Source organism: Bradyrhizobium murdochi (assembly GCF_000472965.1).
Classification (GTDB): domain Bacteria; phylum Pseudomonadota; class Alphaproteobacteria; order Rhizobiales; family Xanthobacteraceae; genus Bradyrhizobium; species Bradyrhizobium murdochi.
In genome coordinates, this window is record NZ_AXAU01000008.1 from 162453 (window position 1) to 179383 (window position 16931).

At 62.7% G+C, this 16931-nt stretch carries 15 protein-coding genes; 9 read left to right on the top strand and 6 right to left on the bottom strand.

Going from position 1 to position 16931, the window contains the following annotated elements:
* Positions 1–197 precede the first annotated feature (197 nt).
* Both YUO_RS0117295 and YUO_RS0117300 read right to left on the bottom strand, forming a co-directional pair.
* Positions 198–1772: an alkaline phosphatase D family protein gene (locus tag YUO_RS0117295; RefSeq protein ID WP_028348415.1), complete on the bottom strand. Its 1575-nt coding sequence runs from the start codon at positions 1770–1772 to the stop codon at positions 198–200.
* 89 nt (positions 1773–1861) lie between these two features.
* Positions 1862–3292: a TAXI family TRAP transporter solute-binding subunit gene (locus tag YUO_RS0117300; protein ID WP_028348416.1), complete on the bottom strand. Its 1431-nt coding sequence runs from the start codon at positions 3290–3292 to the stop codon at positions 1862–1864.
* Between the two features lie 235 nt (positions 3293–3527).
* On the opposite strand from YUO_RS0117300, the gene YUO_RS0117305 reads away from it, so the two are divergent.
* Positions 3528–3836 carry a 4a-hydroxytetrahydrobiopterin dehydratase gene (locus tag YUO_RS0117305; protein WP_309142481.1) on the top strand — a complete coding sequence of 103 codons (309 nt, stop codon included), beginning with the start codon at positions 3528–3530 and terminating at the stop codon, positions 3834–3836.
* 103 nt (positions 3837–3939) lie between these two features.
* Positions 3940–4326: a YkvA family protein gene (locus YUO_RS0117310; protein WP_028348418.1), complete on the top strand. Its 387-nt coding sequence runs from the start codon at positions 3940–3942 to the stop codon at positions 4324–4326.
* A gap of 105 nt (positions 4327–4431) precedes the next feature.
* Here YUO_RS0117310 and YUO_RS0117315 read toward each other — a convergent pair whose 3' ends face one another.
* The 3 genes from YUO_RS0117315 to YUO_RS0117330 all read right to left on the bottom strand — a co-directional run bounded on the left by YUO_RS0117315 (position 4432) and on the right by YUO_RS0117330 (position 8168).
* Positions 4432–5595 carry a TAXI family TRAP transporter solute-binding subunit gene (locus YUO_RS0117315; protein ID WP_028348419.1) on the bottom strand — a complete coding sequence of 388 codons (1164 nt, stop codon included), beginning with the start codon at positions 5593–5595 and terminating at the stop codon, positions 4432–4434.
* Between the two features lie 148 nt (positions 5596–5743).
* Positions 5744–6844, bottom strand: coding sequence for a hypothetical protein (locus YUO_RS0117325; protein ID WP_051379484.1), 1101 nt, complete (start codon positions 6842–6844; stop codon positions 5744–5746).
* A gap of 349 nt (positions 6845–7193) precedes the next feature.
* Positions 7194–8168 carry an NADPH:quinone oxidoreductase family protein gene (locus tag YUO_RS0117330; RefSeq protein WP_028348421.1) on the bottom strand — a complete coding sequence of 325 codons (975 nt, stop codon included), beginning with the start codon at positions 8166–8168 and terminating at the stop codon, positions 7194–7196.
* Between the two features lie 113 nt (positions 8169–8281).
* On the opposite strand from YUO_RS0117330, the gene YUO_RS0117335 reads away from it, so the two are divergent.
* The 7 genes from YUO_RS0117335 to YUO_RS0117370 all read left to right on the top strand — a co-directional run bounded on the left by YUO_RS0117335 (position 8282) and on the right by YUO_RS0117370 (position 16235).
* Positions 8282–9121: an SDR family oxidoreductase gene (locus YUO_RS0117335; protein ID WP_028348422.1), complete on the top strand. Its 840-nt coding sequence runs from the start codon at positions 8282–8284 to the stop codon at positions 9119–9121.
* Positions 9122–9285: 164 nt separating this feature from the next.
* On the top strand, positions 9286–9897 hold the full coding sequence (locus YUO_RS0117340) for an invasion associated locus B family protein (protein ID WP_051379485.1): 612 nt from the start codon (positions 9286–9288) through the stop codon (positions 9895–9897).
* A 178-nt stretch (positions 9898–10075) separates the two neighbouring features.
* Complete coding sequence (rlmN, locus tag YUO_RS0117345; protein WP_028348424.1) at positions 10076–11275, top strand: dual-specificity RNA methyltransferase RlmN; 1200 nt, start codon at positions 10076–10078, stop codon at positions 11273–11275.
* 29 nt (positions 11276–11304) lie between these two features.
* Positions 11305–11796: a hypothetical protein gene (locus YUO_RS0117350; RefSeq protein ID WP_028348425.1), complete on the top strand. Its 492-nt coding sequence runs from the start codon at positions 11305–11307 to the stop codon at positions 11794–11796.
* A gap of 235 nt (positions 11797–12031) precedes the next feature.
* Complete coding sequence (locus YUO_RS0117360) at positions 12032–12793, top strand: phosphatase PAP2 family protein (RefSeq protein ID WP_028348426.1); 762 nt, start codon at positions 12032–12034, stop codon at positions 12791–12793.
* 105 nt (positions 12794–12898) lie between these two features.
* On the top strand, positions 12899–14236 hold the full coding sequence (gene argG, locus YUO_RS0117365) for an argininosuccinate synthase (RefSeq protein WP_028348427.1): 1338 nt from the start codon (positions 12899–12901) through the stop codon (positions 14234–14236).
* 244 nt (positions 14237–14480) lie between these two features.
* Positions 14481–16235 carry an alkaline phosphatase gene (locus YUO_RS0117370; RefSeq protein WP_028348428.1) on the top strand — a complete coding sequence of 585 codons (1755 nt, stop codon included), beginning with the start codon at positions 14481–14483 and terminating at the stop codon, positions 16233–16235.
* Between the two features lie 41 nt (positions 16236–16276).
* On the opposite strand, the gene YUO_RS0117375 is transcribed toward YUO_RS0117370, so the two are convergent.
* On the bottom strand, positions 16277–16912 hold the full coding sequence (locus YUO_RS0117375) for a TetR/AcrR family transcriptional regulator (protein ID WP_028348429.1): 636 nt from the start codon (positions 16910–16912) through the stop codon (positions 16277–16279).
* Between the last annotated feature and the right edge of the window lie 19 nt (positions 16913–16931).

Sequence of the window (16931 nt, forward strand, 5' to 3'; positions counted from 1 at the left end):
AAAACGCCAAAAAACAATGGTTCGTTTGGCATTTGGTTAGCCGATTTTGGGTACGGCGCCGGGCTCGATTGCCTGTTTCGGGGTCGGGATAAACTGCGCAAAACCGCGTCAAAATGGGCTTTGACCGCCTCATTGCAGCGGCAGGACCGGTTCCGCAGCGATCGCGCATGGTCGAGACGTGCTTCATATGCTCTCGATTAGGCTGGCTTCGGATCGAGCGTCGTCGACCACAGCGCAACATCGGCGCGGTCGCGCAAGGTCACCGTCATCTGTCCGCTGCCGCCGTCGATCCTGACGTGGCCGAAAAACTGCATTCCGGCGGACGGCGGCAAATTCTGTTTGCCGGGTCCCGGAGCCTTGATGAACTTCACCTCGGGTCCGAACGTGTTGTCGAGGTCGTTCGGGCCGAAGCTGCCGGCGTGCAGGGGACCAGCGACAAACTCCCAGAAGGGATCGAATTCTTGAAAGTGCGCCTTGTCGGGATTGTAGTAATGCGCGGCCGCGTAGTGCACATCCGCGGTCAGCCACACGGTGTTGACCACGCCCGACGTCTTGATGAAACGCAGGAGGTCGGCGATCTCGAACTCACGGCCGCGCGGCGGGCCGTCGCTTTGCGCAACGGCTTCCGAGCCCATTTTGTTGCGCGCATCGTCATAGACGATGATGCTGAGCGGCATGTCGGATGCGATCACCTTCCAGGTGGCGCGCGAGTTCAACAGTTCCCGTTTCAGCCACGCGAGTTGCGCCGGCCCGAGAAAAAAGCTTGCCGGCCCGTAAGCGGTCTCCTGGTTCGCACCATTCGGCCCGCGATAGCTGCGCTCGTCCAGCATGAACACGTCGAGATGCGGGCCATAGCGCAGCGTGCGGTAGACCCGCCCCGGCTCCGTGATACTCGCGCGGATCGGATACATCTCGTGGAACGCGCGCGCTGAGCGGGCCGCGAGCAGGGCGAGGTTGCGCTCCTCGTAGGCGGCAGGCAGTTCCTTGGACGACGACCAGTTGTTGACGACCTCGTGGTCGTCCCACTGCACGAAGATCGGCACCTCGGCATTGAACGCGCGCAGATGCTCGTCCATGAAGTTGTACTTGTGCGCGGCGCGGAATTCGTCGAGCGTTTCGGCGACCTTTGATTTCTCAGGCGTCGTCACGTTCTTCCAGACCTTGCCATCGGGAAGCGTCACCTCGCTCTTGATCGGGCCGTCGGCATAGATGGTGTCGCCCGAGTGCAGCAGGAAGTCCGGACGATGCTTGCGCATGGTGGCGAAGGTGAGCATGCCGCCGTCATCCGGGTTGATGCCCCAGCCCTGTCCGGCAACGTCGCCGCCCCAAACGAAGCTGATGTCGCGGCGGTCGCTAGGCGCGGTGCGAAACCGCCCGACCACCGGCTCGCTTTCGACGCTGGTATGGGCGAGGTCGCGAAACCGGATGCGATAAAATATCTCCTGCCGGGCAGGCAGGTTCTCCAGCAGCATTTTCGCGGTGAAGTCGCTTTCGGGCAGCGCTGCGATCGGCGGCAAAGCCCGTGCGTTGGCAAAGGATTCATTCGTGGCGACCTCGACCAGCATTTGCGAAGGCCGGTCGGCGCGGGCCCATACCATGCCGCCGTCAGCGCCGACATCGCCCGACTGCACGCCGGAGGTGATCACGGGCCGGTCCGCGGCGCGGCTGAGATAGGGCGTTGCAATGACGCCGATGGCGCCTGCTCCGGCGGTGGCGAGGAAATGACGCCGCGAAATTCCAGGAAGGCGGTTGCGGGAAATCCTGAACCTCATGCGGGCCTCTTTCGGATCTGGCGCGGGTGCGGTGTAGCACCGTCAGACCTAGAAAGATTTGATGACGGCTCGATTACCGGGCTGGCAGATCAGGCGTTGCCGGCCGCGCGGAACTGCGCGCTGGCGCGTTGCAGGTTTTGCGGCATGCTCAGCAACAGCGCCTTGCGGTCGGCGACCGCGTTGTGGAATTGCTCGATCGCGATGTTGAAAGCGGTCAACGTGCCTTCCTCGATCGTGCCGTGTTCGTAGCACAGCAGCGTGTGGCGCAAAATGTCGTCCGCTTCCGCCTGCATCTGGTCGAGCTCGTCCATCGAATCGCACTGGCGGGCGGCGCTGAGCATGTCGAGAAGCCGGTCGCGCTGCGATACGTTGACGTTGCGCTCATCCTTCTTGAGGTAGCCCGCAAACCACGCGCCGGCGGAGCCCATCGCCGACATCGCCATCAACGTCCACCAGATGTAATCGCTGTAACGGTCGAGAAAGGTTTTTTCCTCGCCGTCGACAAAGGCGGCGGCGCCGGGATGCACGGGAATCGTGGCGTCCTTGTCGGTGTCGGGCGTCTCGATCTTTGCGGTGAGCGGAAACTCGTTCTTCAGGGTTTGCCGGATGGCGAATAGTTGGCGAGTAAAGGCGGCGATGGTCGATTCCGAAATGCCTCTGCGTGCCACGATGTGATGCGCGAAACTGATGGTCTTGACCTCTGCCTCGGGCTTGTCCGGCGCGCCGCCAAAGGTCCCGGCGGGAATTTCGGACGCCTCGTAGGCGGGGTGGTTCTGCGCAATCGCCTCCGCCGAATCGATCGCCAGGAATTTCGGCGTGCCGCCGTCGCGGGTCGAAGCCGCGATCGCGTCCGACGTGATTTTGCTGTTGACCGGGCCGGCCGCAAGATAGGCATCCGCCTTCTGGCTGCGAATGGCTTCCGCGGCCTCGTTGGCCGGAAACTGAACGATCTCGACTTTGCCGGGATCGACGCCGTATTGCAGCAGGATCACCTTGAGCAAATTGACATTGGCCTGGGTGCGGCCGACCACGCCGATGCGCCGGCCGGCAAGCTGCGTAATGTTCCTGATGTCGGGCGCGGCCTTCCTGCCTTTGGCAGCCCTGGCCTTGCCGGCCGACGGCACCCATAACACCGCGACGTTCTTGCGCAGCGTTGCCACGGCCTGCGCGTTCTTCGGCACCTCGAGATCGCCGCGGATGATGGCGAGATCGGCTTTGCCTTCGCCGAGCAGATTGGCGCTCGCGACCGCGCCGTCAGTTTGCACCGGACGCAGCCGGACCTGGCTGTTTCTGGGATTATTGAAGGCTTGCGCCAGATTCTGAACCACCTTGAGATCGTCGCTGTTGGCAGGGCCAACCGCGATCCGTAGCGTCACCGGCCGCATCGCAAAGTAATAGCCGGCCGCCAGCGCGCCGACGACAGCCAGCACGCCGGCCAGCGTCACGAATGTCAGCCGTCGTTTCGCAGAGCGGGGCGAGGGGGCGGCCGGCGTTTCCGCAGAATGGGGGCCGTCGGTCATCAATCCCCGTAGGTTTGAGGGTGGAGTTTCACGCAGCCGGCACGCTTCACTTATTATTCTAGCAAATTTCCTGGCGGAACCTTTGTTACATCTCTGTCATGGTTACCGGCATCCGGGCTGGACGCGCCTTGCATGCCAATTTTGGGCATGGGGGATCCCCGGAGCGGCCTTGGGTGTTAGGCTTGGGTGTTTAGGCTTGGGTATCAGGTGACAGGCTGATTCAAGCGCGGAGGCGATCATGGCGGAACGGCTGTCGGCAGAAGCGCGAAAATCGGCGCTGGCGGAACTGGCCGGCTGGTCGGAAACGGCCGGTCGCGAGGCGATTGCCCGCACCTTCACGTTCAAGGACTTCAACGAGGCGTTCGGTTTCATGTCCCGCGCCGCCCTCGTGGCCGAAAAGAACGACCACCACCCGGAATGGAAGAACGTCTACAAGACGGTGGAAGTGGTGCTGGCGACCCATGACGCCGGCGGCGTCACCAGGCGTGATATCGATCTGGCCAAGGCCATGAACGCCATCGCCGGGCAATTGGGCGTCGCCTGAGGTCACTCTCGCGATCTTGCGGGGTGGGGCGGACATCCCCAATTCCTGATTCGTACATGTTGGCCGCGGCGATCTGCCGCGCCGATGCAAGGGGAGCGTCGCGATGGCATCGTCCGATCACACCGCGGGTTTTGAGCCGGCCGACCGGCTGGCGCAGGACCGCGAGAGCGTACGCCGGCGCTTCTGGATCAAGTTCAAGCGGGTGATGGCGCAGCTTCCGTTCGCCGAGGATCTGCTCGCGGCGTACTATTGTGCATTCGACAAAGAGACGCCGCGTCACGTACAGGCTGCGCTGATCGGCGCTGTCGCCTATTTCATCCTGCCGCTCGATTTCATGCCGGACGTGATGCCGCTGCTCGGATTCACCGACGATGCGGCCGTGCTCGCCACCGCCATCCGCTTGGTCGCAAGTCACATCACGCAGGAGCATCGCGATGCCGCCCGCGCTGCGCTGAAGCGCGGGATCGACGTTGATGAAACGACGGAATAGCGGATGCCAAAAAGCCCGTTCCGATTGAATCGGAACGGGCTTTTGATTTTCTGGCCTTGAACCGGCGGCCGGGCCGGATCAATGCCGGCTTCCGCCGGAAGCGGCCTAGCGCGTCTGCGCCCTGGCGCCTCGCTCCGCTTCCCACGCCTGGAACTGCTTGAAGAGCGCTTCCTTGTCCGCATCCGTCTTGACGCTCGCCGCGGTCGTCGGGCTCTGCTTCAGGAATTCATCGAACCTGGCGCGCGACACCGCCTCAACGTTGTGGGTCTTGAGCCATTGCTCGGCGACCGGCAGACGCTGCCAATCAGGAAGCGGCGCCGACAGCGAGACTTCCTTCCACTTCGGGTGGAACGGCGGGTTCTGGAATCTCGGAAACTTCGTGAAGAAGGCGTCCACGAACTGGGCCAGCTTGCGGTAGCGGTCGGTGTTGGGTGCCCAGTTGTAGGCTGCGAGCACCGCAGGCACGGCAATGGTATCGACCTTCCCGCCTTCGGCGATCAGGTTGGGATAGTCCTTCGAGGTCAGGGTGGCCGGCAAATAGTCGCCCTGCAGCGGCCGCGAATAGTCGACCGGAACCAGATGGAAGCGGTCGTCCTTGAATGCGGCGACGGACTTGTACGGTTTGCCGCCGACGGCAATCACCGCGTCGATCTCGCCAGCCCGCATTTTCTCCATCGCGATGCGCTGCTCGAGATAGAGGAAATTCGGTTTGATGCCGAGCCGTTCGAACACGATCGCGGCGGTTACGAAGGTGCCGCCATTGGGAAGGTCGACGCTGACCTTCTTGCCGTTAAGCTGGCTGATGTTGGTCACCGACTTCGACGCGAGGACGTACATCTCCTCATTGTAGAGCTTCGTCACATAGGTGAATTGCTTCTTGATGTCCTTCGCAAAGCCCTTCTTCTCGAGATAGTCGAGCGTGTCGGCGCGCACGATGCCGAGGTCGACGCCCTGCAGGAACAGGATGTCGGCCACGCTCTGCACAGATCCGCGCCCGACGATCGGAAGTACGCGCAACTTGTTTCCGTCGTCGAGCACGGAAGCGAGGTCGGCACCGAACTGCACATAGGTGCCGCCGATGGTGCCCGAGATCAAAGTGACCGTGTTTGCGTTCAGTGCCTGCTTGGTTGAGACCGAACCGAACTGAAAAATCGCTTTTAGACTTTCGCTGACCTTGGCCGGATCGTAGTCCGTCTCAGCGGCCTTGGCCGCCGTATTGCTGCATGCCATCGTTATGGCAAGCAATACCATTCCCAGTAAGTGCCGCATGGGTTTCCTCTGCGCTGGTCTTGAGTAATTTTTCTTGAGTAATTGCATAGATCGAGATGACTTTTCTTCGAATCGTCATCTCGCTCTATGTCTTTGATTTGAGCATGATCTTTTCGGAAAACCGGTTCCCACTTTTCCGGATCATGCTCTAGTTCTGCAACTGGCCGAGCCGCCGCTTCGCATCAGGCGACCCGAGCTGGGCCGCCTTCTGGTACCAGAGCCGCGCCGCCGCCGGATCGGGCGTGACGCTCCGCAAATCCTGGCTGCCCAGCACTTGCGGATCATACGTTCCGGCCAGCATCAATGCCGCCTCCGCCTCCTGCGCGTCCGCCGCGCGCTCAAGCAATAGTCGGGCGGAAGTAATGTCGCCGATCGCAAGTAGGCCCTTCGCTCGCTTCAGCAACGCCGCAAGTTCGTCCGGATCGATGCGACGTGCCGGAGCCGCTTCGCGCGTGGGCTCATGTGCCGCCGGTGCGGCCGCAGCAACCGGGGCCGCCGGATTGATCGCAGCGACGACGTCGTTGGATGCTTCGCGCGCCACCGGCTCAGGCACGGCGATCTTGCCCTTGAGCGCGCTCTGATAGGCGGCGGCAATTTCGTCGCGCGACGGCGATGCGGATGCCAGCGCAGTGGGCGGCGAGCGGCGAGCGGCTGCCATCTCCGCACCGGATGGCTCGGCGGCCAGCGGTGGCGCGGCAACGCGCTGCGGCGGCGCGGGCTCCGGCACCGCTGCGGCGAGCTGGGCGGCCGGCGGCGCGCTGCCGCCACCACCGCCGCCAAGCGAGGCGTTGAATATGACGGCCCGGGTCGAATCGATCGAAAACAGCGCGAGAACGGCCGCTATCGCCGACACGATCACGACGCCGGTTACGATGCGCCCGGCGCGCGCCTTCTTCAGGCCTCCGCTGCCGAACCTTCCGCTGCCGAACGTATATTCGGAAAGCTGCTGGTGTGACTCTTCCTCGTAGTTGGAAAGGAAAAGCGGCACCGGCTCGTGTGGCGGGAGCTCCTCCGGCAGCACATCTGTCCGCTCAAACGATGGTGCAAAAGACTGCGCATACTGCGGCTGCTCATATTGCGGCTGCTCGTATCGGAGCTGTTCGTATTGAGGCTGTTCGTACCGGGGTTGCTCGTATCGAAGCTGCTCGTACCGAGGCTGATCGGCCTCGTATAACCGAGGATCGCTGATAGCTTCGTCGAATCTGTCGAACGGATCTCTCGCCTGACCAGGCTTGGTGTTGTCCGCCATGGTGATGCTCCCCACTACTGAACGCAACGACGGGCGTCCCCCTGCACCTACTTCTTGCTCTTGTTGACGTACAGGCGCCCCTTCACTGATGGTTAAAATCGCACACGGAATGGGCTCAAAAAACGGCGGCGGCGGGTGGGAATGAGGAGATATTTTGGTATGATTGAGGCAAACAAGCGGCATCCTGCCGTTTGAAAACACGCATTGTTACCGAGAAACTATATCGGTGAGATGAAATTCATGCCGCAGATGCGAAAAAATGTGCGTCGCTAGTCCGCGTCCGCGCAATGCGCGGACCGCTCTCGCTTCTTCCGAATGGGCGGCCAAGTCCGACAGATGATCCCGCACTTCAGGGATGCAGGATCACCTTGCCCATCGCTTTGCGGCCGGCAAGCACCTTCAACGCTTCGGCGGTTTGTGCCAGCGGAAAGGTGCGGTCGACATGCGAGGAAATCTTGCCTTCCGCCGTCCACTTCACGAGCTTCTCCAGGTTGGCGCGGTTCTTCTCGGGATTGACCCTGGTCCAGGCGCCCCAGAACACGCCGCGGATATCGCAGCCCTTGAGCAGCGCGAGGTTGAGCGGCATCTTCGGAATGTCACCCGCCGCGAAGCCGATCACCAGGAAGCGGCCTTCCCAGGCGATCGAGCGCAAGGCGGCTTCGGCGTAAGTGCCGCCGACCGGATCGAAGATGATGTCGACGCCCTTGCCCCCGGTGAGCCGACGCAAGCCCTCCTTCAAATCTTCCTTGCTGTAGTTCAGCGTCAGCTCGGCGCCGTGCGTCTTGGCAAATTCCAGCTTCTCGTCCGACGACGCGCAGGCGATCACCTTCAGGCCCATCAGCTTGCCGAGCTCGCATGCTGCAAGGCCGGTGCCGCCGGCAGCGCCCAGCACGGCAAGCGTCTCGCCGGGCTTCGGGCTGGCACGATCTTCCAGCGCGTGCAGTGCCGTGCCGTAGATGATGATGATCCCCGCGGCGCGGTCAAAATCCAGATTGTCGGGGATCTTCACGATCGAGCTTGCCGGCAGCGCGATCTTTTCGCGCGCGCCGTTGTGGCCGCAGGATGCCACCACGCGGTCACCGACCTTCAGGTCGGTGACGCCGGCGCCGACGCTTTCGATCACGCCGGCGACTTCTGCGGCCGGCGAAAACGGGAACGGCGGCTTGATCTGGTACTTGCCCTGGATCATCAGGATGTCGAAGAAATTCAGCGCCGCGGCCTTGATCGCGATCACGGCCTGTCCCGGTTCTGCCACCGGATCGGGCACGTCGGCCAGCACGAGATCGTCCGGTTGGCAATATTGCGAGCAGAGAATGGCTTTCATGGACACACCTGATTTTCGGATCGACGATGAGCTGACTGCTTCATGCCGGATTTGAAGCCGGGCTACAATCCGATTCGGACGCATGTCTCGCGCAGGTGAAGGGGATTCAAACGATGTTTGAAAACAGCCTGTTGGCCGGAAAACGGATATTGGTTACCGGTGGCGGCTCGGGCCTTGGAGCCGCGATGGGACGCCGCTTCGTCGAGCTTGGCGCAGAGCTGGTCATCTGCGGCCGACGGCTCGAATTGCTGGAGGCGACTGCCGCGCAGATGCGCAGCGAACTCGGCGGCAAGGTCACCGCAGTCCGATGCGATATCCGCGACGGCGCCGCCGTCGATGCAATGATGGACCAGATCTGGCGGGAAGCGCCGATCGACGTGCTGGTCAACAATGCTGCCGCGACGTTCATCGCGCAGACCGAACATCTTTCGTTCCGCGCGGCGGATGCGATCCTGGCGCCGACGCTGCATGGCACAATGTATTGCACCCTCGCCGCGGGCAGGCGCTGGATCGAGAGCAAGCGCAAGGGCGTGGTGCTGAGCATACTCTCGACCTCGACGATCACCGGCCGTGCTTTCACGGTGCCGTCGGCGATGGCGAAGTCCGCTGTGCTCGCGATGACCAAAAGCCTTGCGGTGGAATGGGGACCGAAGGGCGTGCGGACGGTTGCGATCGCGCCCGGCGCGTTTCCGACTCCGGGCGCGTCGGGTCAGCTCCGTCCCGAGGGCCGCGATGAAAGCTGGGCGCAACGCAATCCGCTTGGCCGCGTCGGCGAGCATGGCGAACTTGCGAATCTCGCGAGCTTTCTGATTTCCGACCAGGCCGGCTACATCAATGGCGAGATGGTGGTGCAGGATGGCGGCGCGCATTTGCGCAGTTCCGGCGCCGAGGATCTGCTGCAATGGACCGATGCACAGTGGCAGAAGCAGCGCGAGCGCCGTTCCAGGGACTGAAGTCGAGACCCGCGCTCTGAATTCGAAGGTATCAGGGACGAAGCCTCGCCGCGGCGGTGGTAACACCGTAACTGCCTTCCCAAAAAAGCATTTCCCGGCTATCCATCCCCGGCGGCGCGATGCGCCCGCGGGCCATCTTCCAGTCACAATAATGAGGGAACCAGTTGTCCGTGTTGCGAATACTGGCATTTCTGGTTGCGATTGCGGCGTTGTGCGGGACGACAGCCCTCGCGCAAACACCGAGCCCTGCTTCGAAGGGCGCCAAGGACTCAACCAAGGCGGCACCTGCACCGGCGGCAAAGAAGCCGGAACCGGCGGCCGGCGGTGCGGAGCCTACCTTGATCGGTCAGTACGGCACTTGGGGCGCCTATACGGCGGCGCCGAACGGCAAGAAAGTTTGCTTCGCGCTGGCGAAGCCGTCGTCATCGAAAACCAATCCGCCGAATCGTCCTCGCGATCCCGCCTACGCCTTCGTCTCGACGCGTCCGGCAGAAAAGGTCTTCAACGAGGTCTCGATCATGATCGGCTACGCGCTCAAGCCGGGCTCGGAATCCTCTCTTGAGGTCGGCGGCGCGTCCTACGCGATGTATACCCAGGGCGATGGGCTCTGGATCAAGAACGCCGCGGAGGAAGAGCAGATGGTCAATGCCATGCGCAAATCTGCCGAGGTCACCATCAAGGGCGTTTCTGCCAAGGGCACCGAGACCACGGACGTCTTCTCGCTCAAGGGGCTGTCCCAGGCGCTCGACCGGCTGGCGCAGGATTGCAAGCGTTAGACGGCATTTAAGCCCAGAATGACGTTGTTTAGGGGCCCTGGAAGGCCTATTTGAGTACCTCGTAGGGTGGGCAAAGGTGCACAGCGCCGTGCCCACCATCGGCGTTTGTGGTGGGCACGCTTCGCTTTGCCCACCCTACAATTGTCGCCCATTTCAACTTTCTGTCCGCGTGGATCTAATGACGCTTTCATCTTCCGTGGCGCCGCTGGAGAAGGTTCCGCTCGAAACCTATGTGCCGCCGGCAAAACCGTCGCTGATCGGCCTGTCGCGCGCCGAGATCGCCGACCGGCTCGGCGAGATCGGCGTTGCGCCCGCGCAGCGCAAGATGCGCACGCAACAGCTTTGGCACTGGATGTACTTTCGCGGCGCCAAATCCTTTGCGGAGATGACCAGCGTCTCCAAGGACATGCGCGCGGAACTCGAGCAGCATTTTACCGTCGATCGTCCCGAAGTGGTGGCCGAGCAGATTTCCAACGACGGCACCCGCAAATGGCTGTTGCGCCTGCCGAGCGGTGATGCGTTCCAGAAAGCGCATGAAGTCGAGTGCGTCTACATCCCCGAAACCGATCGCGGCACGCTCTGCGTTTCCTCGCAGGTCGGCTGCACGCTGAATTGCTCGTTCTGCCACACCGGTACCCAGCGGCTGGTGCGCAACCTTACCGCGGGCGAAGTCGTCGGCCAGATCATGGTGGCGCGCGACCGTCTCAACGACTGGGCCGATCGCGAGACGCCGACCGGCAGTCGCCTCGTCACCAATATCGTCATGATGGGTATGGGCGAGCCGCTCTATAATTTCGACGCGGTGCGCGACGCGCTGCTAATTACAGCCGACAACGAAGGCATCGGTATTTCCCGCCGGCGCATTACGCTGTCGACCTCGGGCGTGGTGCCGAACATCGTCCGCACCGGTGAGGAGATCGGCGTCATGCTCGCGATCTCGCTGCATGCCGTGCGCGACGAGTTGCGCAACGAGCTGGTGCCGCTGAACCGAAAATATCCGATTGCCGAACTGCTGCAGGCCTGCCGCGATTACCCGGGCTCGTCGAATGCGCGGCGCATCACCTTCGAATATGTGATGCTCAAGGGGGTCAACGATTCCCTCGACGACGCCAAGCTGCTGGTCAAGCTGCTCAAGGGCATTCCGGCCAAGATCAACCTGATCCCGTTCAACCCTTGGCCGGGCTCGCGCTACGAGTGCTCGGACTGGGAGCAGATCGAAAAATTCTCCGAATACATCTTCAACGCTGGCTATTCCTCTCCGGTCCGCACGCCGCGCGGCCGCGATATTCTAGCCGCCTGCGGCCAGTTGAAGTCGGAGACCGAAAAACTGTCCGCGCGCGAGCGCCAGGCGCTCCGCGCCATGGCGATGACGGATTGAGCGACCCTCGCAATGACGGTGCATGAACCATGGCACTAGTCGGCCGCTTCTTCGTCATCCTGTTCGCCTTCCTCGCTGCCTGCTTCGTGGCGGGAATGATCGTGGTCGGCGCGGTGCTGTATCCGGAATTCAGCGATCTCGGCGGCGGACCGGTCGACCAGGGCGCGCTGAATGTCGTGCTCGGCTTCGGCTTCATCTTCCTCTCCGGCTTTGCGCTGCTGCCGGCGCTGGTGGTCGTGCTCATCACAGAGGCGTTCTACATCCGCAGCGTGCTGGCTTATGCGGTCGGTGGCGCGATTGTTGGCGCGGCCTGCTATCTCGGCCTCGTTCCCTTCGACCCCGAGACGTTGACTTTCGATGGTATCGTGCGCCGTCATCTCGAAATCATGACCGGCGCCGGCATCGTCGCCGGCCTCGTCTACTGGCTGATTGCGGGCCGCACCGCCGGCGCCTGGCGCGAACCGCCACCCCCGATAAAGCCGCCGCCGCCGCTGCCATCGCAGTCACGGCCGCTGTCGTGATGCAGAGTACGGCCGTCATTGCCAGCGACAAACGCGAAGCGTTTGCGCAAGGGAGCGACAGCGACGACCCTTCTCCGCTTGCTGCGCAAGCTTCGCAGGGCCGGGAGTCCGCCGAAGCGCTTTGCGCGAAGGCGGAAGCAATCCATTCTGTCCGCGAATGAGAAAATGGATTGCTTCGCCTCGCTCGCAATGACGGGCCTTTTCATCCCCAATCGCCTCGGCTAAACCCCGCGCCATGAACCGTACCGGACTTATTATCGCGTTGGGCTTGTCGCTCGTTGTCGGACTGCTGTTTGGAATCTTTCCCGAACTCGATCTGAAGCTGGCGGCATTGTTTTACGATCCCGCGAGCGCATCGTTTCCAGCAAAACAAAACGGGCTTTACGCATTCGCGCGCGATGCCGCGATGTGGATCGCCTGGGCGCTGGCGCTGCCGGCGCTGATTGCGATCGTCGCGAAGCTGCTGCGGCCGGATCGGCCGATGCTGGTTCCGGGACGTGCGGCGGTGTTTCTGTTGGCCACCATCCTGCTCTCCGCGATCGTGCTGACCAATCTGACCTTCAAGAGCCATTGGGGACGGCCAAGGCCGGTAGTGGTGACGGAGTTCAACGGCCCCTGGGAGTTCGTGCCGTGGTGGGACCCGCGCGGGGCCTGCGGGCGTAATTGCTCGTTCTTCTCGGGCGAGGGCGCCACCGCGTTCTGGACCTATGCGCCCGCGGCGCTGACGCCGCCGGCGTGGCGGCCGTTGGCCTATACGGCGGCGACCCTGTTCGGGATCGCGACCAGCGCGCTACGAATGGCATTCGGCGGGCATTTCTTTACTGACGTCGCCGCCGCGGGCCTCGTCAGCTTTTTCGTGATCTGGCTGGCCTATGCCTGGATCTACCGCTGGCCGTCGACGAGGCTCACCGATGCGCAAATCGAAGCCGCGCTGGCGCGCTGGGGCTGGCCCGGCTACCGCCTGTGGCAGCGCTGGCGCGGGCGCGAGGCGGGGTAGTCCGTCCCCAGCCGCCAAGCGCTATTAAAGGCGTGCCCACGGCGGCGAAATTTGTTATTCGCCGCCCTCAAACGACATCCGCCATTTCGACCGATTGGAAGCTCGATGAGTACGATCCTGAAAAGCCTGCCCAAGGGGGAAAAAGTCGGCATCGCATTCTCGGGCGGTCTCGACACCAGTGCGGCGCTGCTGTGGATGAAGCAAAAGGGCGCGCGCGTTTTTGCCTATACCGCCAATCTCGGCCAGCCTGACGAGACCGATTACGACGAGATTCCGCGTAAAGCGCTGGAGTTCGGCGGCGAAAAAGCCCGGCTGGTGGATTGCCGCACCCAACTGGTCCACGAGGGTATTGCCGCCATCCAATCGGGCGCCTTCCACGTCTCTACCGGCGGCATCGCGTATTTCAACACCACGCCGCTCGGGCGCGCGGTGACCGGCACGATGCTGGTGGCGGCCATGAAGGAGGACGGCGTCAACATCTGGGGCGATGGCTCCACCTTCAAGGGCAACGATATCGAGCGGTTTTATCGCTACGGCCTGCTGACCAATCCGAACTTGCGGATCTACAAGCCCTGGCTCGACCAGCAGTTCATCGATGAGCTGGGCGGGCGTGCGGAAATGTCGGCATTCATGACCGCCAATGGATTCGCCTACAAGATGAGCGCCGAAAAGGCGTATTCAACCGACAGCAATATCCTCGGCGCCACCCATGAGGCCAAGGATCTCGAGCGTCTCGACAGCGGCATCAAGATCGTCAACCCGATCATGGGCGTGCCGTTCTGGCGCGACGACTGCGCCGTCAAGGCCGAACAGGTCACTGTGCGTTTTGAGGAGGGCCAGCCCGTCGCGCTGAACGGCCAGACATTCACCGATCCGGTCACACTGTTCCTCGAGGCCAACGCCATCGGCGGCCGGCACGGCCTTGGCATGAGCGACCAGATCGAGAACCGGATCATCGAGGCCAAGAGCCGCGGAATCTACGAAGCGCCCGGCATGGCGCTGCTGCACATCGCCTACGAACGCCTGGTCACGGGCATCCACAACGAAGATACCATCGAGCAGTACCGGATCAGCGGCATGCGCCTTGGCCGATTGCTGTACCAGGGACGGTGGTTCGATTCCCAGGCCCTCATGCTGCGCGAAACCGCCCAGCGTTGGGTGGCGCGCGCGGTCACGGGCGAAGTGACTCTCGAACTGCGCCGCGGCAACGACTACTCGATCCTGAACACGGAGAGCCCGAACCTGACCTATCAGCCGGAGCGGCTGAGCATGGAGAAGGTCGAGGATGCCGCGTTCTCGCCGGCGGACCGTATCGGCCAGCTCACCATGCGCAACCTCGACATCGCCGATACCCGCGCCAAGCTGAAGCTTTATTCGGACACAGGCCTGCTGGCGGGAAGCGAAGGCTCGGAGATATTCAAGCTCGAGAGCGATAAAGGCTGAGAAACGCGCGTGTCCCGGACGCGACGCAGCGCGTAGAATCGTAGGGTGGGCAAAGCGAAGCGTGCCCACCAAATGGCCGGTGCAAGAATGGTGGGCACGGCGCTGCGCGCCTTTGCCCATCCTACGGCGCTCCGGGTCGCCGTTATGGATACGTCATCCGGGACAGATAGATTTTGCCCGCCTGAATTCTCGCGGAACAGCCGCGCACGCTGCCCGTTCCGTGTGTCCGACCGGAGCCTCGATCATGATCAAGCCTGTCACCATCGCCCTCGGCCTTCTGCTTTCGGCCTCAGTGGCCGATGCCCAGACGATTTATCCCATCGACCGCGCCGAAATCCTTTCCGGCGCGCAGTTCGACTTCAAGGTCGAATTTCCCGACAAGGTCGATCCCGCGAAGCTGAAGGTAACGGTCAACGGTCAGGACTATGCCGCTGCCTTCGGCCGCGCCGGAACGTTTGTCGAGCGTGAGGACGGCAAGGACCAGTCGGCGCTAATGCTCCGCGACGTCGCGGTGACCGCGCCCGGCCCTGTCGTCGTCGAAGCCGGAGACGGCACGCGCAGCCGCAAGGTGACATGGACCGTTTACGACACTGGCCCGCGCAGAGCGAAGAACGTCATCCTGTTCATCGGCGACGGCATGTCGCTATCCCATCGCGTCGGGGCGCGGTTGCTTTCCAAGGGCATCGCTGAAGGGAAAAGCCTCGGCAAGCTTGCGATGGACGACATGCCGCATATGGCGCTGGTGGCGACCGCGGGTTCTGATTCGATCATCACCGACTCCGCAAATTCGGCCAGTGCTTACGCAACCGGCCACAAGAGCGCCGTCAATGCAATGGGCGTCTATGCCGACCGCACCAAGGACCCGCTCGACGATCCCAAGGTCGAGACCATCGCAAGCCTCGCCAAGCGCCGGCTCAATTTGAGCATCGGCATCGTCAGCAACACCGAAATCGAGGATGCAACGCCGGCGGCGATGGTGGCCCATACCCGTCGCCGTGCCGAGTATGATCCTATCGTCGAGCAGTTTTTCGCGGCGAAGCCCGACGTGCTCTTGGGCGGCGGTAGCGCCAATTTCCTGCCAAAGGCTGCGTCCGGAAAGCGCAAGGACGATGTCGATTACATCGCGCGTTTCCGCGAGGCCGGCTATCCCGTGGCGATGACCGCGGGTGAGCTCAACGCGCTCTCGGCAAAGCCCGAGACGCGCCGTTTGCTCGGCCTGTTTGCCTCCGGAAACATGGACGGCGCGCTCGACCGCAAGTTCCTGAAGGGTGGCGGCGTGAAGAAGTTTCCCGAGCAGCCGGACCTGACCGAGCAGGTTCAGGCCGCCTTGAACGTGCTGTCGAGAAACGAAGCCGGCTTCTTCCTGATGGTGGAATCCGGAATGATCGACAAATACGCCCATCTGCTCGACATGGAGCGCGCGGTCTATGACACCATCATGCTCGACAACGCCGTGCGCCTTGCCCGCGACTGGGGAGCCAAGCGCGGCGACGACACCCTGATCCTGGTCGTGGCGGACCACAGCCATCCCAACAGCTTGGTCGGCACCATCAATGACGATATGAGCACGACGCCGAACGTGCCGTTCCGCGAGCGCGTCGGCGTCTATGACAAGGCCGGCTTCCCCAACTATCCGGCGCCTGATGCGGACGGCTATCCGTCGCGCGTCGACGTCAGCCGGCGGCTCGCCATCTTCTCCGCCAGCCTTCCCGACCACTACGAGACCTTCCGTCCCAAGCTCGACCATCCGAACCAGCCGACCGTGAAGGGCGACGATCCCGCAACCTTCAAGGCCAACGAAAAATACAAGGACGTTCCCGGCGCGGTGCTGCGGCCGGGCAACCTGCCGGCGATGGTCGGCGCGAGCGTGCATTCAGGCGAGGACGTCATCCTGACCGCGACTGGGCCTGGCAGCGAGCGGGTGCGAGGCTCGATGGACAATACCGAAGTCTTTCGCATCATGGTGGACGCGCTCGGCCTTGCCGCAGCGGGACGCTAGTCACGGTCGTCCCGGCGAAAGGCGTTCGCCGGGGCGACGGCCTAGTTTGGCGCGAACATCAGCTTCACAAGACTGCGAAACAACATGATCTGCCGCTCCAGTCGGCCGGGATCGTTCAGTGTCTTGGACATGATGATGGCACCATCGACGATGCAGGACAGCATGTCGGCGACATCGTCGAGGTCGACCGGCTCTCTCGGCGGATAGACCGCCGCGATGCCGTCGAGGATCGTGCGGAAGCGCGCATTCCAGTCCCGCACGGATTGCGCGGTGAGATCGCGTATCTCACGGTCGAACAGCCGTTCCTGATAGCAGATGCTGGCGATCAGGCAGCCGGGATGTCCGTTCGGCAGATCGGCCATCGTTTCCGCAAGCAGCTTCAGTGAAATCAGGAACGCCTGCAGCGGATCGTCCGATAGCTGTTGGCCGCGCCCGAAGATTTCGTCGAACAGGCGATCATTGGTTGCGACATATCGCCGGACCATTTCGCGGGCGAGCGCGTTCTTGTCCTTGAAGTGGTAGAAGAAGCCGCTCTTGGTGAGGCCGGCCTCGGCGATCACTTCCTCGATCGAGGTCGCGCCGAATCCCTTGGCGAGCACGGCCGCCTCCGCGATCTCGAGAATGCGCTCGCGGGTGGCTTCGCCCTTGCCCTTCGGGGCCTCCAAAACTGCACTCATGGTACGGTTTCTCCACGGC